General features: G+C 68.8%; 16 protein-coding genes. 13 read left to right on the top strand and 3 right to left on the bottom strand.

The genetic code is table 11. The annotated features are described in order from the left end of the window. Positions 1-338: 338 nt before the first annotated feature. The 7 genes from rpoB to tuf all read left to right on the top strand — a co-directional run bounded on the left by rpoB (position 339) and on the right by tuf (position 13,027). Positions 339-3,824 carry a DNA-directed RNA polymerase subunit beta gene (rpoB, locus tag ACFY9V_RS27710; protein WP_355340250.1) on the top strand — a complete coding sequence of 1,162 codons (3,486 nt, stop codon included), beginning with the start codon at positions 339-341 and terminating at the stop codon, positions 3,822-3,824. A gap of 125 nt (positions 3,825-3,949) precedes the next feature. Beyond that, the gene (locus tag ACFY9V_RS27705) at positions 3,950-7,849 is read left to right on the top strand and encodes a DNA-directed RNA polymerase subunit beta' (RefSeq protein WP_355340247.1); all 3,900 of its coding nucleotides are present in this window, start codon (positions 3,950-3,952) and stop codon (positions 7,847-7,849) included. Between the two features lie 45 nt (positions 7,850-7,894). Continuing rightward, positions 7,895-8,386, top strand: coding sequence for a DUF1707 and DUF4190 domain-containing protein (locus ACFY9V_RS27700; RefSeq protein ID WP_355340244.1), 492 nt, complete (start codon positions 7,895-7,897; stop codon positions 8,384-8,386). A gap of 250 nt (positions 8,387-8,636) precedes the next feature. Further along, positions 8,637-9,008 carry a 30S ribosomal protein S12 gene (gene rpsL, locus ACFY9V_RS27695; RefSeq protein WP_014144289.1) on the top strand — a complete coding sequence of 124 codons (372 nt, stop codon included), beginning with the start codon at positions 8,637-8,639 and terminating at the stop codon, positions 9,006-9,008. 2 nt (positions 9,009-9,010) lie between these two features. Further along, positions 9,011-9,481 (top strand): 30S ribosomal protein S7, encoded by a 471-nt coding sequence (gene rpsG, locus ACFY9V_RS27690; RefSeq protein WP_093713199.1) that lies wholly within the window; start codon positions 9,011-9,013, stop codon positions 9,479-9,481. A gap of 38 nt (positions 9,482-9,519) precedes the next feature. Then, positions 9,520-11,649, top strand: a complete 2,130-nt coding sequence (gene fusA / locus ACFY9V_RS27685; protein ID WP_355340239.1) for an elongation factor G — start codon at positions 9,520-9,522, stop codon at positions 11,647-11,649. Between the two features lie 184 nt (positions 11,650-11,833). Further along, positions 11,834-13,027: an elongation factor Tu gene (tuf, locus tag ACFY9V_RS27680; protein ID WP_355340236.1), complete on the top strand. Its 1,194-nt coding sequence runs from the start codon at positions 11,834-11,836 to the stop codon at positions 13,025-13,027. A 92-nt stretch (positions 13,028-13,119) separates the two neighbouring features. Here the strand turns inward: tuf and ACFY9V_RS27675 are convergent, their stop codons facing one another. The 3 genes from ACFY9V_RS27675 to ACFY9V_RS27665 form a co-directional block, all read right to left on the bottom strand. Beyond that, a complete protein-coding gene (locus tag ACFY9V_RS27675; protein ID WP_391163441.1) occupies positions 13,120-14,982 on the bottom strand; it encodes a PIG-L family deacetylase in 1,863 nt (620 codons plus the stop codon). A gap of 362 nt (positions 14,983-15,344) precedes the next feature. Then, a complete protein-coding gene (locus ACFY9V_RS27670; RefSeq protein WP_391163440.1) occupies positions 15,345-17,111 on the bottom strand; it encodes a hypothetical protein in 1,767 nt (588 codons plus the stop codon). Further along, positions 17,108-17,812: an ATP-binding cassette domain-containing protein gene (locus ACFY9V_RS27665; protein ID WP_391163439.1), complete on the bottom strand. Its 705-nt coding sequence runs from the start codon at positions 17,810-17,812 to the stop codon at positions 17,108-17,110. The genes ACFY9V_RS27670 and ACFY9V_RS27665 overlap by 4 nt, the downstream gene beginning before the upstream one ends. A gap of 203 nt (positions 17,813-18,015) precedes the next feature. On the opposite strand from ACFY9V_RS27665, the gene ACFY9V_RS27660 reads away from it, so the two are divergent. From ACFY9V_RS27660 to rplW, 6 genes are all read left to right on the top strand, one after another. Next, positions 18,016-18,234, top strand: a complete 219-nt coding sequence (locus tag ACFY9V_RS27660) for a hypothetical protein (protein WP_355340225.1) — start codon at positions 18,016-18,018, stop codon at positions 18,232-18,234. Between the two features lie 146 nt (positions 18,235-18,380). Further along, entirely contained in the window at positions 18,381-19,514 is a 1,134-nt protein-coding gene (locus tag ACFY9V_RS27655; protein WP_391163438.1) for a hypothetical protein, read from the top strand. A gap of 407 nt (positions 19,515-19,921) precedes the next feature. After that, positions 19,922-20,230, top strand: coding sequence for a 30S ribosomal protein S10 (gene rpsJ / locus ACFY9V_RS27650; protein WP_014144312.1), 309 nt, complete (start codon positions 19,922-19,924; stop codon positions 20,228-20,230). A 14-nt stretch (positions 20,231-20,244) separates the two neighbouring features. After that, positions 20,245-20,889: a 50S ribosomal protein L3 gene (rplC, locus tag ACFY9V_RS27645; RefSeq protein ID WP_188284641.1), complete on the top strand. Its 645-nt coding sequence runs from the start codon at positions 20,245-20,247 to the stop codon at positions 20,887-20,889. Positions 20,890-20,894: 5 nt separating this feature from the next. Then, on the top strand, positions 20,895-21,581 hold the full coding sequence (gene rplD / locus ACFY9V_RS27640) for a 50S ribosomal protein L4 (RefSeq protein WP_355340218.1): 687 nt from the start codon (positions 20,895-20,897) through the stop codon (positions 21,579-21,581). Further along, positions 21,581-21,922: a 50S ribosomal protein L23 gene (gene rplW / locus ACFY9V_RS27635; RefSeq protein WP_188284643.1), complete on the top strand. Its 342-nt coding sequence runs from the start codon at positions 21,581-21,583 to the stop codon at positions 21,920-21,922. The genes rplD and rplW overlap by 1 nt, the downstream gene beginning before the upstream one ends. Positions 21,923-21,950 lie beyond the last annotated feature (28 nt).

Below are 21,950 nucleotides of genomic sequence, written 5' to 3'. Positions count from 1 at the left end.
ATTCTCAGGACGCGTCGACACTTCGATCCGGGTTGGATGCATGGATCGGGGGAGATGCGGGAATGCATGGCGCAGGCGCGGATCCGGTTCCGAGGCGGGATCCGCAGGACGGACGAGGGGGCGATGATTCGGTACTCCGAATCTCTGCTCTGGACATCAGTGTGCCGAGTGGCTACACTGACCCTTTGCGCTGCCTGTTAGCTGCTGCCTGGCCCGTCACCAGGAGCATGCCCACGTCTGAGCACTGCTGAAGAAGTCCGCCATCAGGGCTTTCTTCTTACGCTCAGGGGCGGACCGGTATGCGCGTAGTGAGTCCGAGCCCTCGGAAGGACCCCCTCTTGGCCGCCTCGCGCAACGCCTCGACCACCAATTCGAACAACGGCGCAAGCACCGCCCCGCTGCGCATCTCTTTCGCGAAGATCCGTGAACCGCTCGAAGTTCCGAACCTCCTCGCGCTCCAGACCGAGAGCTTTGACTGGCTGCTCGGCAACGCCGCGTGGAAGGCCCGTGTCGAGGCGGCCCTGGACAGTGGGCAGGACGTCCCCAGGAAGTCGGGTCTGGAGGAGATCTTCGAGGAGATCTCGCCGATCGAGGACTTCTCCGGGTCGATGTCGCTCACTTTCCGTGACCACCGATTCGAGCCTCCGAAGAACTCGCTGGACGAGTGCAAGGAGCGCGACTTCACGTACGGCGCCCCGCTCTTCGTCACCGCCGAGTTCACCAACAACGAGACCGGCGAGATCAAGTCCCAGACGGTCTTCATGGGTGACTTCCCGCTGATGACCAACAAGGGCACCTTCTGCATCAACGGCACCGAGCGTGTCGTCGTCTCGCAGCTCGTGCGCTCGCCGGGTGTCTACTTCGACAGCCAGATCGACAAGACGTCCGACAAGGACATCTTCTCCGCCAAGATCATCCCGTCCCGGGGTGCCTGGCTGGAGATGGAGATCGACAAGCGCGACATGGTCGGTGTCCGCATCGACCGCAAGCGCAAGCAGTCGGTCACCGTTCTGCTCAAGGCGCTCGGCTGGAGCACCGAGCAGATCCTGGACGAGTTCGGCGACTACGAGTCGATGCGCGCCACCCTGGAGAAGGACCACACCCAGGGCCAGGACGACGCGCTGCTCGACATCTACCGCAAGCTGCGTCCGGGCGAGCCGCCGACCAAGGAGGCCGCGCAGACCCTGCTGGAGAACCTCTACTTCAACCCCAAGCGCTACGACCTCGCGAAGGTCGGCCGCTACAAGGTGAACAAGAAGCTCGGCAGCGACGCGCCCCTGGACGCCGGTGTGCTCACCACCGACGACATCATCGCCACCATCAAGTACCTGGTGAAGCTGCACGCCGGTGAGACCGAGACCACCGGGGAGAACGGCTCCTCGATGGTCGTCGAGGTCGACGACATCGACCACTTCGGCAACCGCCGCCTGCGCAACGTGGGCGAGCTGATCCAGAACCAGGTCCGTACCGGCCTGGCCCGTATGGAGCGCGTGGTCCGCGAGCGGATGACGACCCAGGACGTCGAGGCGATCACGCCGCAGACCCTGATCAACATCCGGCCGGTCGTCGCCTCCATCAAGGAGTTCTTCGGCACCAGCCAGCTCTCCCAGTTCATGGACCAGACGAACCCGCTGTCCGGCCTGACCCACAAGCGCCGCCTGTCGGCGCTGGGCCCCGGCGGTCTGTCCCGTGAGCGGGCCGGCTTCGAGGTCCGCGACGTGCACCCGTCGCACTACGGCCGCATGTGCCCGATCGAGACCCCCGAAGGCCCGAACATCGGCCTGATCGGCTCGCTCGCCTCCTACGGCCGGGTCAACGCGTTCGGCTTCGTCGAGACCCCGTACCGCAAGGTCGTCGAGGGCGTCGTCACCGACGACGTCGACTACCTGACCGCGGACGAGGAAGACCGCTTCGTCATCGCGCAGGCTAACGCGCCGCTCACCGAGGACCTGCGGTTCGCCGAGTCCCGCGTGCTGGTCCGCCGCCGCGGCGGCGAGATCGACTACATCCCCGGCGACGACGTCGACTACATGGACGTCTCGCCGCGCCAGATGGTGTCGGTCGCGACCGCGATGATCCCGTTCCTGGAGCACGACGACGCCAACCGCGCGCTCATGGGATCGAACATGATGCGCCAGGCCGTGCCGCTGATCAAGGCGGAGGCGCCGCTGGTCGGCACCGGCATGGAGTACCGCTGCGCGGTCGACGCCGGTGACGTCATCAAGGCGGACAAGGACGGTGTGGTCCAGGAGGTCTCCGCCGACTACGTCACCATCACCAACGACGACGGCACGTACACCACGTACCGCGTCGCGAAGTTCTCCCGCTCCAACCAGGGCACGTCCTTCAACCAGAAGGTCGTCGTCAACGAGGGCGACCGGGTCGTCGTCGGCCAGGTGCTCGCCGACGGTCCCTCGACCGACGAGGGCGAGATGGCCCTCGGCAAGAACCTCCTGGTGGCGTTCATGCCCTGGGAGGGCCACAACTACGAAGACGCGATCATCCTCAGCCAGCGGCTGGTCCAGGACGACGTCCTCTCCTCGATCCACATCGAGGAGCACGAGGTCGACGCCCGTGACACCAAGCTCGGCCCGGAGGAGATCACCCGGGACATCCCCAACGTCTCCGAGGAGGTCCTCGCGGACCTCGACGAGCGCGGGATCATCCGGATCGGCGCCGACGTCGTCGCCGGCGACATCCTGGTCGGCAAGGTCACGCCCAAGGGCGAGACCGAGCTGACCCCGGAGGAGCGCCTGCTGCGCGCGATCTTCGGCGAGAAGGCCCGTGAGGTCCGTGACACCTCGCTGAAGGTGCCGCACGGCGAGACCGGCAAGGTCATCGGCGTCCGGGTCTTCGACCGCGAGGAGGGCGACGAACTGCCGCCCGGTGTCAACCAGCTCGTGCGCGTGTACGTGGCGCAGAAGCGGAAGATCACCGACGGCGACAAGCTCGCCGGCCGTCACGGCAACAAGGGCGTCATCTCGAAGATCCTGCCGGTCGAGGACATGCCGTTCACCGAGGACGGCACCCCGGTCGACATCATCCTCAACCCGCTCGGCGTCCCGTCCCGCATGAACCCGGGACAGGTGCTGGAGATCCACCTCGGCTGGCTCGCCAAGCAGGGCTGGGACGTCTCCGGTATCGGCGAGGAGTGGGCGCGTCGCCTCCAGGCGATCGACGCGGACGTCGTCGCCGCCGGCACCAACGTCGCGACCCCGGTCTTCGACGGCGCCCGCGAGGACGAGATCCGCGGTCTGTTCGAGTCCACCATCCCGAACCGCGACGGCGACCGCATGGTCCTGCCGTCCGGCAAGGCGCGGATGTTCGACGGCCGCTCCGGCGAGCCGTTCCCTGAGCCGATCTCGATCGGCTACATGTACATCCTCAAGCTGCACCACCTGGTGGACGACAAGCTGCACGCCCGCTCCACCGGTCCGTACTCGATGATCACCCAGCAGCCGCTGGGTGGTAAGGCGCAGTTCGGTGGCCAGCGATTCGGTGAGATGGAGGTGTGGGCGCTGGAGGCGTACGGCGCCGCTTACGCCCTCCAGGAGCTGCTGACCATCAAGTCCGACGACGTGCTCGGCCGCGTGAAGGTCTACGAGGCCATCGTCAAGGGCGAGAACATCCCCGAGCCGGGCATCCCCGAGTCCTTCAAGGTGCTCATCAAGGAAATGCAGTCGCTCTGCCTCAACGTGGAGGTGCTGTCCTCGGACGGCATGTCCATCGAGATGCGTGACACCGACGAGGACGTCTTCCGCGCCGCGGAAGAACTCGGTATCGACCTGTCCCGGCGGGAGCCGAGCAGCGTCGAAGAGGTCTGACGGGCCGGTCGCCCGGTCCCTCCAGGACCGGGCGGCCTCTCCCAGGACCGTTCAGACCATGTTTGACAATCGACCCCGACCGCGTTTTTTGGTCGGGTGGAACCCGAAGGCGGGATTGACGACAAGTGCTCGACGTCAACTTCTTCGACGAGCTGCGGATCGGCCTTGCCACCGCGGACGACATTCGTACCTGGTCGCACGGCGAAGTGAAGAAGCCGGAGACCATCAACTACCGCACGCTCAAGCCGGAAAAGGACGGGCTCTTCTGCGAGAAGATCTTCGGCCCGACCCGGGACTGGGAGTGCTACTGCGGGAAGTACAAGCGGGTCCGCTTCAAGGGCATCATCTGTGAGCGCTGCGGCGTCGAGGTCACTCGCGCCAAGGTGCGTCGTGAGCGGATGGGCCACATCGAGCTGGCCGCGCCCGTCACGCACATCTGGTACTTCAAGGGCGTTCCGTCACGCCTCGGCTACCTGCTCGACCTCGCCCCGAAGGACCTGGAGAAGGTCATCTACTTCGCGGCGTACATGATCACGTGGGTGGACGACGAGCGCCGCACGCGCGACCTGCCGTCGCTGGAGGCCCAGGTCTCCGTCGAGCGCCAGCAGGTCGAGCAGCGCCGTGACTCCGACGTCGAGGGCCGGCAGAAGAAGCTGGAAGCCGACCTGGCCGAGCTGGAGAACGAAGGCGCCAAGGCCGACGTCCGCCGCAAGGTCCGCGAAGGCGCCGAGCGCGAGATGAAGCAGCTCCGCGACCGTGCGCAGCGCGAGATCGACCGGCTCGACGAGGTGTGGGCCCGCTTCAAGAACCTCAAGGTCCAGGACCTGGAGGGCGACGAGCTGCTCTACCGCGAGCTGCGCGACCGCTTCGGTACGTACTTCCAGGGTTCGATGGGTGCCGCGGCGCTGCAAAAGCGCCTGGAGTCCTTCGACCTGGAGGAGGAGGCCGAGCGCCTCCGCGAGATCATCCGTACCGGCAAGGGCCAGAAGAAGACCCGGGCGCTCAAGCGCCTCAAGGTCGTCTCCGCCTTCCTCCAGACCACCAACAAGCCCAACGGCATGGTGCTGGACTGCGTCCCGGTGATCCCGCCGGACCTGCGTCCGATGGTGCAGCTCGACGGTGGCCGCTTCGCGACCTCCGACCTCAACGACCTGTACCGCCGTGTCATCAACCGCAACAACCGCCTGAAGCGGCTTCTCGACCTCGGTGCCCCCGAGATCATCGTGAACAACGAGAAGCGCATGCTCCAGGAGGCCGTCGACGCGCTCTTCGACAACGGCCGTCGCGGCCGCCCGGTCACGGGCCCCGGCAACCGTCCGCTGAAGTCGCTGTCCGACATGCTCAAGGGCAAGCAGGGCCGCTTCCGGCAGAACCTGCTCGGCAAGCGCGTCGACTACTCCGCCCGTTCGGTGATCGTCGTCGGCCCGCAGCTCAAGCTGCACCAGTGCGGCCTGCCCAAGGCCATGGCGCTGGAGCTCTTCAAGCCGTTCGTGATGAAGCGCCTGGTGGACCTGAACCACGCGCAGAACATCAAGTCGGCCAAGCGCATGGTCGAGCGCGGCCGTACGGTCGTGTACGACGTGCTCGAAGAGGTCATCGCCGAGCACCCGGTGCTGCTCAACCGCGCACCGACCCTGCACCGCCTGGGCATCCAGGCCTTCGAGCCGCAGCTCGTTGAGGGCAAGGCCATCCAGATCCACCCGCTGGTCTGCACCGCGTTCAACGCGGACTTCGACGGCGACCAGATGGCCGTGCACCTCCCGCTGTCCGCGGAGGCGCAGGCCGAGGCCCGCATCCTGATGCTGTCCTCGAACAACATCCTCAAGCCGGCCGACGGCCGTCCGGTCACCATGCCGACCCAGGACATGGTGCTCGGTCTGTTCTTCCTGACCACGGACTCCGAGGAGCGCGAGGTCATCGGGGAGAACCGGGCGTTCGGTTCGACCGCCGAGGCGATCATGGCGTTCGACGGCCGTGAGCTGTCGATGCAGGCGCCGGTCGACATCCGCTTCCCGGTGGGCACCGTCCCGCCGCGCGGCTGGGTGCCGCCGGAGCCCACCGAGGGCGAGGAGCCGTACCAGCTCGGCGACACGTTCCGGCTGCGGACGACCCTGGGCCGCGCGCTCTTCAACGAGCTGCTGCCCGAGGACTACCCGTTCGTGGACTACGCGGTCGGCAAGAAGCAGCTCTCCGAGATCGTCAACGACCTCGCCGAGCGCTACCCCAAGGTCATCGTGGCGGCGACGCTCGACAACCTGAAGGCGGCGGGCTTCCACTGGGCGACCCGTTCCGGTGTCACCGTGTCCGTCACGGACATCGTGGTGCCCGAGGCCAAGAAGGCGATCATCGCCTCCTACGAGGCCCAGGACGAGAAGGTCCAGAAGCAGTACGAGCGCGGTCTGATCACCAAGGACGAGCGCACTCAGGAGCTCATCGCGATCTGGACCAAGGCGACCAACGAGGTCGCCGTGGCGATGAACGCGAACTTCCCGAAGACCAACCCCATCTTCATGATGGTGGACTCCGGGGCCCGCGGAAACATGATGCAGATGCGTCAGATCGCGGGTATGCGTGGCCTGGTGTCGAACGCCAAGAACGAGACGATCGCCCGTCCGATCAAGGCGTCCTTCCGTGAGGGCCTGTCCGTGCTGGAGTACTTCATCTCCACCCACGGTGCCCGTAAGGGTCTGGCCGACACCGCGCTGCGTACCGCCGACTCGGGTTACCTGACCCGTCGTCTGGTGGACGTCTCGCAGGACGTGATCATCCGCGAGGAGGACTGCGGCACCGAGCGCGGTCTGAAGCTGCGGATCGCCGAGCGCGGCGCGGACGGTTCGCTGCGCAAGACGGACGACGTCGAGACCAGCGTGTACGCCCGCATGCTCGCCGAGGACGTCGTGGTGGACGGCAAGGTCATCGCGCCCGCCAACGTCGACCTCGGTGACGTGCTGATCGACCAGCTCGTGCGGCACGGTGTCGAGGAGGTCAAGACCCGCTCGATCCTCACCTGCGAGTCGACCGTCGGCACCTGCGCGTACTGCTACGGCCGTTCGCTGGCCACCGGCAAGCTCGTCGACATCGGCGAGGCCGTCGGTATCATCGCGGCCCAGTCGATCGGTGAGCCCGGCACCCAGCTCACGATGCGTACCTTCCACACCGGTGGTGTGGCCGGTGACGACATCACGCAGGGTCTGCCGCGTGTCGTCGAGCTGTTCGAGGCCCGTGTCCCGAAGGGTGTCGCCCCGATCTCCGAGGCGTCCGGCCGGGTGCGGATCGAGGAGACCGAGAAGACGAAGAAGCTCGTCGTCACCCCGGACGACGGTGCCGAGGAGATCGCCTACCCGATCTCCAAGCGCGCCAAGCTCCTGGTGGGCGAGGGCGACCACGTCGAGGTCGGCCAGAAGCTGACCTTCGGTGCCACCAACCCGCACGACGTGCTGCGCATTCTGGGCCAGCGCCAGGTGCAGATCCACCTGGTGCAGGAAGTCCAGAAGGTCTACAACTCGCAGGGCGTGTCGATCCACGACAAGCACATCGAGATCATCATCCGGCAGATGCTGCGCCGGGTGACGATCATCGAGTCCGGCGACGCGGAGCTGCTGCCCGGCGAGCTGGTCGAGCGCGGCCGGTTCGAGACCGAGAACCGGCGTGTGGTCTCCGAGGGCGGTCACCCGGCCTCGGGTCGTCCGCAGCTCATGGGTATCACCAAGGCCTCGCTGGCCACGGAGTCCTGGCTGTCGGCCGCCTCCTTCCAGGAGACGACCCGGGTGCTGACCGACGCGGCGATCCACGCGAAGTCGGACTCGCTGCTGGGCCTGAAGGAGAACGTCATCATCGGCAAGCTGATCCCGGCCGGTACGGGCCTCGCCCGCTACCGCAACATCCGGGTGGAGCCGACCGAGGAGGCCAAGGCCGCGATGTACTCGGCCGTCGGCTACGACGACATCGACTACAGCCCGTTCGGCACCGGCTCCGGCCAGGCCGTTCCGCTGGAGGACTACGACTACGGCCCGTACAACGGCTGAGTTTCGTCCCGTTGCTGTCACACAGGGCGGCCATCCCTCTCGGGGATGGCCGCTCTGCGGCATTATGGATACATGCTTGCCGGGGATGCGGACAGAGAGCGCGCGGTGAACGTGCTGAACGAGGCGTTCACCGAGGGGCGGTTGAAGCAGGAAGAGTACGAGGACCGGTTGGGGCGTGCCTACGCGGCGCGTACGTACGGGGACTTGGACCGGTTGACAGCGGACATTCCGCGGCCGTCCTCGCCGTATCCGGTGCCTCCGACGTTCGGGGCGCCGCAGCCGTTCCGGTACGCGCCGCCGGTGGCGCCCGTGCCGAAGACGAACGGGGCGGCGATCGGGGCACTGGTGTGCTCATTGGTCGGTTCGCCGATCTTCGGGATGGCGTCGATCGGCGCGGTCGTGCTCGGGCACACCGCGAAGCGGCAGATCCGCGAGCGCGGTGAGCAGGGTGACGGGATGGCGACCGCCGGGTTGGTGATCGGTTATCTCGGGCTGGCTTTCTGGGCGCTGATCTGGGTGGTGGCAATCTTCGAGTAGTCACCGGCCTGCGCGTTTGCATTTGTTTTGACCGCAGCCGATGCGGTAGGTACGCTCTGACCTTGTGCCTGGGGTGTGCCCGGGTCCTCGCGCGTGCCATGCGACCGCGAGAGGGCACCGAGGCCGCGTCACCCGACATACGCACTTCTCCGTTGGTTCGGATTCGTGTGGGGTCCGCGACACACCCGACCGCGTGGGTCGGTCCCCAGGTTAGATTTATCGAGATCGGCACACAGAAACCGGAGAAACGGTGCCTACGATCCAGCAGTTGGTCCGAAAGGGCCGGCAGGACAAGGTCGAGAAGAACAAGACGCCCGCGCTGAAGGGTTCCCCGCAGCGTCGTGGCGTTTGCACGCGTGTGTACACGACCACCCCGAAGAAGCCGAACTCGGCGCTGCGCAAGGTCGCGCGCGTACGGCTGACCAGCGGTATCGAGGTCACGGCTTACATCCCGGGTGAGGGCCACAACCTCCAGGAGCACTCGATCGTGCTCGTGCGCGGCGGTCGTGTGAAGGACCTTCCGGGTGTTCGTTACAAGATCATCCGCGGTTCCCTCGACACGCAGGGCGTCAAGAACCGTAAGCAGGCTCGTAGCCGCTACGGCGCCAAGAAGGAGAAGTAAGCATGCCTCGTAAGGGCCCCGCCCCGAAGCGCCCGGTCATCATCGACCCGGTTTACGGCTCCCCGCTGGTGACGTCGCTCGTCAACAAGATCCTCCTGCACGGCAAGCGCTCCACCGCTGAGCGCATCGTGTACGGCGCCCTTGAGGGCCTTCGTGAGAAGTCGGGCAACGACCCGGTCATCACGCTGAAGCGCGCGCTGGAGAACATCAAGCCGACCCTTGAGGTCAAGTCCCGCCGCGTCGGCGGTGCGACCTACCAGGTGCCGGTCGAGGTCCGTCCGGGCCGTCAGAACACGCTGGCGCTCCGCTGGCTCGTCGGTTACTCCCGCGCCCGTCGCGAGAAGACGATGACCGAGCGTCTGATGAACGAGATCCTCGACGCCAGCAATGGCCTGGGTGCTTCCGTGAAGCGCCGCGAGGACACGCACAAGATGGCCGAGTCCAACAAGGCCTTCGCGCACTACCGCTGGTAGTCACCACCCACATCGAAACCGAGAGAAGACTGAGCCACATGGCCACCACTTCGCTTGACCTGGCCAGGGTCCGCAACATCGGGATCATGGCCCACATCGACGCGGGCAAGACGACGACCACCGAGCGGATCCTGTTCTACACCGGTGTTTCCTACAAGATCGGTGAAGTCCACGACGGCGCAGCCACCATGGACTGGATGGAGCAGGAGCAGGAGCGCGGCATCACGATCACGTCGGCCGCGACGACCTGTCACTGGCCGCTCGATGATGTCGACCACACCATCAACATCATCGACACCCCCGGTCACGTCGACTTCACCGTCGAGGTGGAGCGTTCGCTCCGCGTCCTCGACGGCGCCGTCACGGTGTTCGACGGTGTCGCCGGTGTGGAGCCGCAGTCCGAGACGGTGTGGCGTCAGGCCGACCGTTACGGCGTGCCCCGCATCTGCTTCGTCAACAAGCTCGACCGCACCGGCGCGGAGTTCCACCGCTGCGTCGACATGATCGTGGACCGCCTCGGCGCGGTGCCGCTGGTCATGCAGCTCCCGATCGGCGCGGAAGCCGACTTCAAGGGCGTGGTCGACCTCGTCCAGATGAAGGCGCTGGTCTGGTCCGCGGAAGCGACCAAGGGCGAGATGTACGACACCGTCGACATCCCGGACACCCACGTCGAAGCGGCCGACGAGTGGCGCGGCAAGTTGCTCGAGGCCGTCGCCGAGCACGACGACGCCATGATGGAGCTGTACCTGGAGGGCCAGGAGCCCGACCAGGACCAGTTGATCGCGGCCATCCGCCGGATCACCCTGGCCTCCAAGGGGACCAAGGACTCCGTCACCGTCACCCCCGTGTTCTGCGGCACCGCGTTCAAGAACAAGGGCGTTCAGCCCCTGCTCGACGCGGTCGTGCGCTACCTCCCGTCGCCGCTGGACGTCGAGGCCATCGAGGGCCACGCCGTCGGCAACGCCGACGAGATCATCAAGCGCCGGCCGTCGGACGAGGAGCCGTTCTCCGGCCTCGCGTTCAAGATCATGAGCGACCCGCACCTGGGCAAGCTCACCTTCGTCCGGGTCTACTCGGGCCGCCTGAACGCGGGTTCGGCTGTGCTGAACTCCGTCAAGGGCAAGAAGGAGCGCATCGGCAAGATCTACCGCATGCACGCGAACAAGCGTGAGGAGATCGAGTCGGTGGGCGCGGGCGACATCATCGCCGTCATGGGCCTGAAGCAGACCACCACCGGTGAGACGCTGTGCGACGACAAGAGCCCGGTGATCCTGGAGTCCATGGACTTCCCGGCGCCGGTGATCCAGGTCGCGATCGAGCCCAAGTCCAAGGGTGACCAGGAGAAGCTGGGTGTCGCCATCCAGCGGCTCTCGGAGGAGGACCCCTCCTTCCAGGTCCACTCGGACGAGGAGACCGGCCAGACCATCATCGGCGGTATGGGCGAACTGCACCTCGAGGTGCTGGTCGACCGTATGCGGCGCGAGTTCAAGGTCGAGGCCAACGTCGGCAAGCCGCAGGTCGCGTACCGCGAGACCATCCGCAAGACGGTCGAGCGCATTGACTACACCCACAAGAAGCAGACCGGTGGTACCGGTCAGTTCGCGAAGGTGCAGATCATGCTGGAGCCGCTGGAAGGCGGCGACGCGACCTACGAGTTCGTCAACAAGGTCACCGGTGGCCGCATCCCCCGCGAGTACATCCCGTCGGTGGACGCCGGTGCGCAGGAGGCCATGAAGTTCGGCATCCTGGCCGGCTACGAGATGGTGGGCGTCCGCGTCACCCTGATCGACGGCGGCTACCACGAGGTCGACTCCTCCGAACTGGCATTCAAGATCGCCGGTTCGCAGGCGTTCAAGGAGGGTGCCCGCAAGGCGAGCCCCGTGCTCCTCGAACCGATGATGGCCGTCGAGGTCACCACGCCCGAGGACTACATGGGCGATGTCATCGGCGACCTCAACTCCCGCCGTGGCCAGATCCAGGCCATGGAGGAGCGCAGCGGCGCCCGTGTCGTCAAGGGCCTGGTTCCGCTGTCGGAGATGTTCGGCTACGTCGGTGACCTGCGGTCCAAGACCTCGGGCCGGGCCAGCTACTCCATGCAGTTCGACTCCTACGCCGAGGTTCCGCGGAACGTCGCCGAGGAGATCATCGCGAAGGCCAAGGGCGAGTAACGCCTGAAATCCTCAGCGCGTTTCACCCTTTAGGCTTGACAGCAGGCTTCGGGGCAATCCGCCGCAAACCGGAAGGTGTGTACCGGACGGTGCGCGGCGGGTGCCCCGGCAGTCCGCATTCCAGCAAAGATCACCTGGCGCCGATGAAGCAAGGCGTACAGATCCACTCCCCAGGAGGACCCCAGTGGCGAAGGCGAAGTTCGAGCGGACTAAGCCGCACGTCAACATCGGCACCATCGGTCACATCGACCACGGTAAGACGACCCTTACCGCGGCGATCACCAAGGTGCTGCACGACGCGTACCCGAACCTGAACGAGGCCTCGGCCTTCGACCAGATCGACAAGGCTCCTGAGGAGCGCCAGCGCGGTATCACCATCTCGATCGCGCACGTCGAGTACCAGACCGAGTCGCGTCACTACGCGCACGTCGACTGCCCCGGTCACGCGGACTACATCAAGAACATGATCACCGGTGCGGCGCAGATGGACGGCGCCATCCTGGTGGTCGCCGCGACCGACGGCCCGATGCCGCAGACCAAGGAGCACGTGCTCCTGGCCCGCCAGGTCGGCGTGCCGTACATCGTCGTCGCCCTGAACAAGGCCGACATGGTGGACGACGAGGAGATCCTGGAGCTCGTCGAGCTCGAGGTCCGTGAGCTGCTCTCCGAGTACGAGTTCCCGGGCGACGACCTGCCGGTCGTGCGCGTCTCCGCACTCAAGGCGCTTGAGGGCGACAAGGAGTGGGGCGAGAAGCTCCTCGGCCTCATGGAGGCCGTGGACACCGCGATCCCGACCCCCGAGCGTGACGTCGACAAGCCGTTCCTGATGCCGATCGAGGACGTCTTCACGATCACCGGTCGTGGCACCGTCGTCACCGGCCGCATCGAGCGTGGTGTGCTGAAGGTCAACGAGACCGTTGACATCATCGGCATCAAGCAGGACAAGACCACCACCACGGTCACCGGCATCGAGATGTTCCGCAAGCTGCTCGACGAGGGCCAGGCCGGTGAGAACGTCGGTCTGCTCCTCCGTGGCATCAAGCGCGAGGATGTCGAGCGCGGCCAGGTCATCATCAAGCCCGGTTCGGTCACCCCGCACACCGAGTTCGAGGCCCAGGCCTACATCCTGTCGAAGGACGAGGGTGGCCGTCACACCCCCTTCTTCAACAACTACCGTCCGCAGTTCTACTTCCGCACCACGGACGTGACCGGCGTCGTGACCCTCCCCGAGGGCACCGAGATGGTCATGCCGGGCGACAACACGGCCATGAGCGTCCAGCTCATCCAGCCGATCGCCATGGAAGAGGGCCTGAAGTTCGCCATCCGTGAGGGTGGGCGCACGGTGGGTGCCGGTCAGGTCACGAAGATCAACAAGTAGTGGCTTGCGGCTCGCTCTGAGCCGACGAGGGTGCCCCGGATCGCTTCCCGCGATCCGGGGCACCTTTGCGTTGCGCCCCGTCAGGCGCGGCCCTAGAGGGCGAGGGACTGGTGGAAGACGCGGGGGGTGGCGGGGAGGGTGTAGCGGAGTGACAGGGGGCCGGAGGGGGTGAGGGCGGCGGAGGGGAGGCCGCCGGGGGCGGGGAGGGCCGGGAGGGGGGCGTAGGCGACGGCGCCGCCCGGCTTGGACTGGGCCCAGTGGTGGACGGTGGTGTGGCCGGAGGCGAAGACGTGGATACGGCCACGGCGGTCGGTGACGACGGCCAGCCCGTCCTGGACCTCGGCGCCGCCGAGATCGCGCCAGGGGCTCCAGACGCCGGCGGTCAGCACCCGGGTGCTGACCCCCTTGGCCGCGTTGCGCGCGAAGAGGTGCACGGTGCCGTCAGGGGCCGCGACGGCGACCGGCGCACCGGTCCTGCGCGTACGGTCCGGGTGCGTCTCGGGACTGCCGAGCGAGGACCAGCCCCCGTCGCGCCACATCACGATGTCGCGGGTGTTCGGCCCGCCGTGCCCCTCCAGGACGGCGAAGCGCAGCGCGAACAGCAGGGTGCCGCCGTCGCGGGTCCGTACACAGGACAGCGCCGGGGCCAGCGTCCCGCCGCCGAGATCCTGGGGCGGCCCCCAGACCCCGCTGCCCGGCCGGGTCTCCTCGCGCCGCACCGCCCGCGTACCGAGCACTTCGTACGCGGCCCCGCCGACCACGATCCGGCGCGCCCCCGGATAGCGGCGGTGCGTCGAGCGGATCCACCCCTTGGGGTTGGCCAGCGGCTCGTTCTCGCCCTGGCCGTAGTCACCGCAGCCGCCCGGATTCCCGCAGCGCCACGCCTGGTTGCCGCCGTACTGGAAGAGGAAGCGCGCCTTGAGCGCCACGGTCGCGGGCGGCAGGTTGTACGGCCAGTGGTGGTTGTAGTAGCCGCGGTACGCGGTGGTGCTGAAGGCGGGCACCGCCCGGCCGGGGCCGTTCGCCGACTCCGACACCCACTGCGCCATCGCCTTCCAGGTGAACAGCGCCGTCGCGGTGTGGTCCCGGTGGTCGGAGAAGCCGGGCTGCTCACTGGCGGCCGGATGCCGCTTGTCGTGCACCTGGATGTCGGGGTCCGGGTCGAGCGTCCTGATCTCCGTCGGGCGGAAACGTTCCATCAGCCCGGCCAGGACGTCCACCAGCTTCTGGTGGGTGTACGTGCCGCGGCCGTTGGCGGGCGCGGGCGCGTTCTGCGCCACCACGTACGACAGTACGGTGCCCGGCACCTCCCACATCATCGGCAGGCTCGCGCTGGAACTCAGCTCGTGCATCGACACCTGGAGGAACACCAGGCGCGCGTGCATCGCGCCGTGCCGCAGCTCGTCCACCTCCGCGTGCAGACCGCCGCCGACGTCGATCACGTCGGTGGTCCACCGGGTGAAGTGCGGCAGCCCCAGCATCGTCGCGTACGCCTGCCGCAGGCCCTGGTGGCGGGAGGAGGAGTACGCGGCCTGGTCCCTGCGGTGGCGCCTGCGCGGGCCGAACGGTTCGTGGTTGACGCCTGTCGACTCGCCCGCCGTCACGTACACCGACACCACGGGCGTGCCCGCCTGGAGCGAGTGCAGCGTGTCCGGGTTCATGAAGAACAGGTCGTCGTCCGGGTGCGCCATCACCTGGAGCACCAGCGGGTCGCCCTGCGGGCGGTACGGCTGCGTCGCCAGCGGGTCCGCCGGGGCCGGGAGCCGGCGCGGGGCGGTGTCCTGGGCCTGGGAGGTGCAGCCGCTCAGGGCCGCTGCCGCGGCCGTCGCTCCCGCCGTCGCCACCGCTGCCGTCAGCAGGGAGCGGCGGGAGGGGTGGTCTGGGCTGTGGTGGTCCTTCACGCCCGCTAAGAGCCGCTTCGCGGCGATCAGGTTGCCTCCCTCCTCCGCCGACACCTCGCGCAGGACGGCGCCCCGTCAGGGGCGCGGGCAACCCCCACCGGCCGGTGGTCCGGCCACCACCGAATTGCCCCGCTGGGGCGGGTGGTGAGGTGCGGGAGCGTGGTGGCTGGTGGCGCAGTTCCCCGCGCCCCTTAAATGATCGGCTCGCCGTCCGGGCGAAAGGGGGTGGGCCCCGTCAGGGGCGCGGGGAACTGCGCGGGCAACCCCCACCGGCCGGTGGTCCGGGGACAACCGGTCTGCCCCGCTGGGGCGGGTGGTGAGGTGCGGGGGCGTCGTGGCTGAGCGCGCAGTTCCCCGCGCCCCTGAAGACCTGGCCCTGCGCGAGGGCGCCGGCTTTGGGGGGACCCCCGGAGGGGTCAGTGGCGGATGAGGCGGTCGGCGGCGCGGGTGGTGAGGAGGAGAAGGAGGGCGGTGAGGAGGGCGGTGGGGAGGAGGAGCTGGGCGGCGGAGCCGGGGTGGAGGCCGTGGACGAGGGGCGGGTCGAGGAGGAGGGCGAGGGCGGTGACGGAGACGAGGGGCCCGGCGGCGTACCAGGCGAGGAAGATCAGCGGGCCGGGCCCGCCGACGGGGGAGCCGCCGCCGAGGAAGAGGAGCTGGGTGCGGGCGGGGCCGCGGCACGCGGAGAAGAGTGCGGCGGCGGTGAAGGGCGGGGCGCACAGGGGCATGAGCAGCAGCGCCGAGGGGGTGCCGGTCACGGCGAAGGGGACCGCGGCGAGCAGGCCGAGGAGCGCGCCGAGGACGGCGGGCACGACGGCGTGGTGCAGCATCAGCGTACGGAAGCGGAACGGCGCCCAGGCGGCCCGCCGCACATCGTCGGTCTCCAGCCGCGCGGCCTCGGCGAGCGCGCCGACCGCCATGTAGCCGAAGAGCAGGCCAAGGACGAGGCCGACGACCCGCCGCTCCCCGCCGAGGTCCACGCCGAGCCCCGCGGTGGCGGCGCCGCACGCGGTCCAGACGGCGGCCTTGCCGAGCCGCCCGGGAGCCCGCAGCAGCGCCAGCAGGTCGCGCCACTCGACGACGAAGTGCCGGCCGAGCCGCCCGCGCGGCGGACGCAGCCGCAGCCCGCGGGCGGTGGACGCGCCGCCCGCCTCCATGATCGCCAGCTTGGCGGCGCGCAGCTCCATCGACCACATCACGGAGGACACGGTGGTGGCCGTCGCCGCCCGCTCCCTGAGCTGAGTGGTCGGCACGCGGGCCGCGTCCCCGTACGCGCGGACGGTGGCGACGGCGGTGAGCGCCACCAGCAGCACGACCGCGGCGGGCCAGCCGGGCACCGAGCCGCCGGTGGCCCGTACGACCGGCTGCGCGGCCCAGCCCCACGGCCCCGACCACAGCTCGATCCACTCCAGGACCGACGAGCGGTGGCCGGTCGCGGCCAGGACGGTCTGGGCGGTCAGCGCGCCCAGCAGCAGGACGGCGGGCGCGGTCCACCGCTGGACGGCCCGGATCAGCCGGGGCCGCCGCTCGACGGCCATGCCGAGCGCGACCGCGAGCAGCGGCAGGCACAGCGCGGCCGGGAGCACCCCGAGCAGGGCGGGACCGATCGCCGCGCGCCCGGTGACGCGCAGTACGACGCCGCCCGCGACCCCCACCAGCAGGCCGGGGATCAGCGCGATCCCGGCGGAGAGCCGGAACCACGGGCGCAGCACCGCCGCCCGCCGTACCGGCTGGGCCAGCAGCCAGCCCACGGTCGGGCCCGGCACGACGACCGGGCCGCGCCACAGCGCGTCGCGCGCCGCGAAGAGCGCGAGGGCGACGGTCAGGGTCGTGAACAGCGCGGGCAGCCCGCGCTGGAGGTCCCGGCCGACCCCGCTGTAGTCCGCGCCGTTCTCCAGCTCCCGCAGGAAGTGCACGGCCACCCCGCTGCCGTACCCGATGCCGCCGAGCAGCACGGAGTACAGCAGGACGGCCAGGTCCCGGCTCTGTTCCCTGCGGTGTGCCCGGCGCTTGCGCTTCAGCCAGGCCAGCGTCTCGGCCGTCCGGTCGTCGTCCTCCTCGCTCCAGACCTCGTCGGGGTCCGGGTCCCCGAGGTCGGACGCGATGTCGGACGCGACGCCGGAGTCGTCGCCGTCGTCCACCGGGTCCCGGCCGTCCGCCTGCGGCGGGATCGACGCGGCCGTCACGGGCGCAGCCCCAGCTCGCGCAGGACCGTGGCGGGCGCGCCGGAGGCGATCACACGGCCGTCCTCCAGGGCGATCATGCGGTCGGCGACGGCCTCGGCGAGGTCGGGCTGGTGGGTGGCGAGCAGTACGGCGACGCCGTCGGCCTTCTCCGCGACGAGCAGTTCGGCCAGGCGGCGCCGGGCGTCGGGGTCGAGGCGCTGTTCGGGCTCGTCGAGCACGAGCAGGTCGCGGGGGCGGACGAGGGCGGCGGCCAGCAGCAGGGACTGCATCTGGCCGGAGGAGAGCGAGCCCGGCAGGGCGTTGGCGTGGTCGGACAGCCGCCGGTCGGCCAGCACCTGGTCGATCCAGGCGGCGGCGTCGTCCACGGCGTGCGCGACGGTGACCAGCTCCAGGTGCTCGCGGACGGTCAGGTCCGGGTAGCAGGCGACGGTGTCGCCGACGACCGCGACCCTGGCGCGTACCTCGGGGTCGTCCTCGCTCATGGTGCGGCCCGCGAACAGCGCCTCTCCCGAGGTGGGCGCGTCCCGGCCGCTGGCGATCCGCAGCAGGGTGGACTTGCCGGAGCCGTTGTGGCCGAACAGGGCCGTGCAGCGGCCCGGCGCCAGGCTCAGGTCGAGCGGCAGCAGCGCCTTGCGTTCCCCGTAGGTCCTGCTCACCTTCCGCAGTCGCAGGAGCGCGCCCGCACCCTTGGTCGCCTTCATGCGGGGCCTCCGTGCCGAGGTGGGTGGATACGTCGTGACCTTAGTACGACGGGTACGGCCGCCCGGCCGCCGGTCGGCACAGCGCCGCCGCATTGGTATAGACCTATAGCGGGTCGCCCGGATAGCATGCGAGCGCAATCGCACCACCTCCGCACGGTCCCTGACTGTCTGTCAGGGAATCACCCTGTTCAAGGAGTTGGAACGTGAGACAACGCATCGGACTGCTCGCCGCCGCCGCGGTGGCGATCCTGGCCCCGCTCGGCGCCGCGACCTCCGCCAGCGCCGCGGGCGAATTCCACGTCTCGGGCGTCTACTACACGCAGGAACAGTGCCAGGCGGCGGGCGCCGCGGGCGTCGCGCTCTGGGGTCCCAACTACTTCTGCTCCCAGGCCAACGGCTTCGTGTACCTCTACACGCACTGACCCCGTGACCCCGCGGACCCGCTGATCCCACCGGGCTCACCGGCGGCACGGGACCGGGGGCGCGGCGCGGGCCCGCCCCCGGTCGTCACCGGTACGACACCCGAACGTCTTCCTGCGGTGGTTCGTTCAGGACAGAATCACCCCTCGTGACGATGACGGATGCCACGGAGACCGCTCATGCCAGCGGGAACGGCCCTGCGGCGCTGCTGCGCGGGCTGCTGGTCGGCGGGGCGTTCGGCGCCGGGGTGGCGGCGATCGTGGTCGGCGGCACCATCGGCAAGGTCGCGGTGTGGGGCAGCGGCATCGCGGCCCTGGCGCTGCTGGTTCTGACCACGGCCGCGTTCAGCGCGCGGCACCGGGTGCGGCGGCCGGTCGTGGAGCGGGTCAAGGCCGTCGCCATGATCGAGAGCAGGCGCGCCACCAGCGGGGAGTACGCGGACGTGCCGGTGGCCTTCGACCTGACCGTGGCGCCGGACGACCGGCCCGCGTTCCGGGCCCACGTCCACCGGTCGGTGAATCTGGTCGACCTCCCCGACTTCCCGGTGCGCGGCATCGTGGTGGTCGAGTACCCGCCCGACAGGCCGTGGGACGTCACGATCGTCAGCGAGCCGGACGCGGAGTGGGCGAGCCGGGCGGCGCGGGCGTCGCTGGACTCGGCGCCGGAGTCCACGCGGGTCCGCGATCCGGAGAAGGCCGGCCCCTGGTGCGCGATCGCCGTCCTCGGCATGCTGGCCGGCGCCGCGGTCGTCGTCCTGGTCTTCCGCGGCGACCTCTTCACGGACGACCCGGCGAAGCCCTCCTCGTCCGCGACGAGCCCCGGCGCCTTCGGCGGTTCCGGCCGTTCCGGCGGTTCCGGCTCCACGAGCACGACCGTCTCGCGGAGCGTGACCACGGCCGACGTCAGCACCTCGATCCTCATCGGAGGGCAGTTGCGCGCCACCTCCGACGCGCTGCTCAAGGCCGGGGTGTCCACCGCCGTCAGCGTCAGCGTCACCGACCGCCGTATGACGGCCCGCGGCACGAAGCCGGACGAGTGGGCCCCGGGTCAACTGCCCGTGGTGCTGACCGACCTGCCGTACGAGCGGATGCCGGAACTCGTCAGGGAGGCCAGGACCAATCTCGGGGTCACGGGCGCGGGCGCCGGCTCCTGGAGGATCGACATCGCCCGCGACGCGAAGACCAGGGCCGTGGTGATCCGGGTGACCGTCACCGGCGGCAACGGCACGGCCGACGTGCAAGCGGACGGAACAGGACGTATCACCGCGACCCACTCGCTGTGAGGGCCGCCGCCGCACGCCTCAACGAGCCCAGGTTTGGCGGCTGAACGCGGAGGGGTAAGCTTTCCGGCCCGATTGGCCACGGCCATGCCCCATATGGCACACTGTCCAAGTTGCTCGGTCGAGCGCCGATGCTGCGCGCCTCCCGTCGGGAGGACCGGAAGCGAGTCCCACAGTACTCGTCGCCTTAACTGCCCCTCGGGGCAGCGCTGGGGCGGACGTACGGGAATCTTCCGGGAAGCGTGAGCGCGGTTCCGACCAGGCATCCGGTGGGTGTTATCTCCCACGCAACCCCCTGAAGAGGGATTTCCGCATGCGGAAATTCACGGAAGGGGCGCGACACGCCCGACCGCGTGGGTCGGCGAAGCGGATGTCAGAGCGTAAACAGAGACAAGGACTACGGAGTAGCCATGGCGGGACAGAAGATCCGCATCCGGCTCAAGGCCTACGACCACGAGGTCATCGACTCCTCGGCGAAGAAGATCGTCGAGACGGTGACGCGTACTGGTGCGCAGGTCGCGGGCCCGGTGCCGCTGCCCACTGAGAAGAACGTGTACTGCGTCATCAAGTCGCCGCACAAGTACAAGGACTCGCGCGAGCACTTCGAGATGCGCACGCACAAGCGCCTGATCGACATCCTCGACCCGACGCCCAAGACCGTTGACTCGTTGATGCGCCTGGACCTTCCGGCCGGCGTCGACATCGAGATCAAGCTCTGAGAGGCGCGGAGAAGATGACCAAGCAGATCAAGGGCATCCTGGGCGAGAAGCTCGGCATGACCCAGGTCTGGGACGAGAACAACCGTGTCGTCCCAGTGACTGTCGTCAAGGCCGGTCCGAACGTTGTGACCCAGGTCCGTACGAACGACGCCGACGGTTACGAGTCGGTTCAGCTCGCCTTCGGCGAGATCGACCCGCGCAAGGTGAACAAGCCCCTCAAGGGCCACTTCGCGAAGGCCGACGTCACCCCCCGCCGCCACCTGGTGGAGCTGCGCACCGCGGACGCCGCGGAGTACACGCTCGGCCAGGAGATCACCGCCGAGGTGTTCGAGGCAGGCGTCAAGGTCGACGTGACCGGCAAGAGCAAGGGCAAGGGCTTCGCCGGTGTCATGAAGCGTCACAACTTCAAGGGCCTCGGCGCCGGGCACGGCGTGCAGCGCAAGCACCGCTCGCCGGGCTCCATCGGTGGCTGCGCCACCCCCGGCCGTGTCTTCAAGGGCATGCGCATGGCGGGCCGCATGGGCAACGAGCGGGTCACCACCCAGAACCTGACCGTCCACGCCGTTGACGCGGAGAAGGGACTGCTGCTCATCAAGGGCGCTATCCCCGGTCCGAACGGCGGCCTCGTCCTGGTCCGCACCGCGGCCAAGGGGGCCTGAAGGCTATGAGCACCATCAACGTCCTGTCGCCGTCGGGCGACACCGCCGGGACCGTAGAACTCCCGGCCGAGATCTTCGACGCCAAGGTCAGCATCCCGCTGATCCACCAGGTCGTCGTCGCGCAGCTCGCCGCCGCCCGCCAGGGCACGCACAAGGTGAAGACGCGTGGCGAGGTCCGCGGTGGTGGCCGCAAGCCGTACCGCCAGAAGGGCACCGGCCGCGCCCGTCAGGGCTCGACCCGCGCCCCGCAGTTCGCCGGCGGTGGCGTCGTCCACGGTCCCGTACCGCGTGACTACTCGCAGCGCACCCCCAAGAAGATGGTCAAGGCCGCCCTCCGCGGCGCCCTGACCGACCGTGCGCGGCACAACCGCATCCACGTCGTCTCCGGCGTCGTCGAGGGCTCCGCCCCGTCGACGAAGGCCGCCAAGAGCCTGCTCGGCAAGATCAGCGAGCGCAAGAACGTGCTCCTGGTCATCGAGCGCGCCGACGAGGCCGCGTGGCTTTCCGCCCGCAACCTGCCCCAGGTGCACATCCTGGACGCAGGCCAGCTCAACACGTACGACGTGCTCGTCTCCGACGACGTGGTCTTCACCAAGGACGCCTTCGAGCGTTTCGTGGCGGGATCCGGTCCTGAGTCGGCCTCCGGCAAGGCCGTCGCCTCCGAGGATGAGCTCGAAGGGAGCGAAGCCTGATGAGCGACGACACGACCACCACCGGACCCGTGATCACCAGCAAGACGTACACGGACCCCCGTGACCTCTTGATCAAGCCGGTGGTCTCGGAGAAGAGCTACGCGCTGCTGGACGAGAACAAGTACACGTTCGTCGTCGACCCGCGCGCGAACAAGACCCAGATCAAGCAGGCCGTCGAGGCGGTCTTCTCGGTCAAGGTCACCGGGGTCAACACGATCAACCGGCAGGGCAAGCGCAAGCGCACCCGCACCGGTTTCGGCAAGCGCGCCAACACCAAGCGCGCCATCGTGACCCTTGCCGAGGGCGACCGAATCGACATCTTCGGCGGCCCGGTCTCCTAACGGAGGCCGGATCGTGTCGAAGTCCTGA

The organism is Streptomyces sp. NPDC008317, from assembly GCF_042955955.1.
In the GTDB taxonomy this organism is placed as follows: domain Bacteria; phylum Actinomycetota; class Actinomycetes; order Streptomycetales; family Streptomycetaceae; genus Actinacidiphila.
This window is presented reverse-complemented; position numbering and strand designations above follow the sequence as displayed.

Coding starts and splice junctions, on each gene's coding strand:
- ACFY9V_RS27700 (WP_355340244.1), top strand. CDS start 7,895: ATGGCCGCTCTGCGGCATTATGGATACATGCTTGCCGGGGATGCGGAC.
- rplW (WP_188284643.1), top strand. CDS start 21,581: ATGAGCGACGACACGACCACCACCGGACCCGTGATCACCAGCAAGACG.
- rplD (WP_355340218.1), top strand. CDS start 20,895: ATGAGCACCATCAACGTCCTGTCGCCGTCGGGCGACACCGCCGGGACC.
- fusA (WP_355340239.1), top strand. CDS start 9,520: ATGGCCACCACTTCGCTTGACCTGGCCAGGGTCCGCAACATCGGGATC.
- ACFY9V_RS27665 (WP_391163439.1), bottom strand. CDS start 17,812: ATGAAGGCGACCAAGGGTGCGGGCGCGCTCCTGCGACTGCGGAAGGTG.
- rpsG (WP_093713199.1), top strand. CDS start 9,011: ATGCCTCGTAAGGGCCCCGCCCCGAAGCGCCCGGTCATCATCGACCCG.
- rplC (WP_188284641.1), top strand. CDS start 20,245: ATGACCAAGCAGATCAAGGGCATCCTGGGCGAGAAGCTCGGCATGACC.
- rpsJ (WP_014144312.1), top strand. CDS start 19,922: ATGGCGGGACAGAAGATCCGCATCCGGCTCAAGGCCTACGACCACGAG.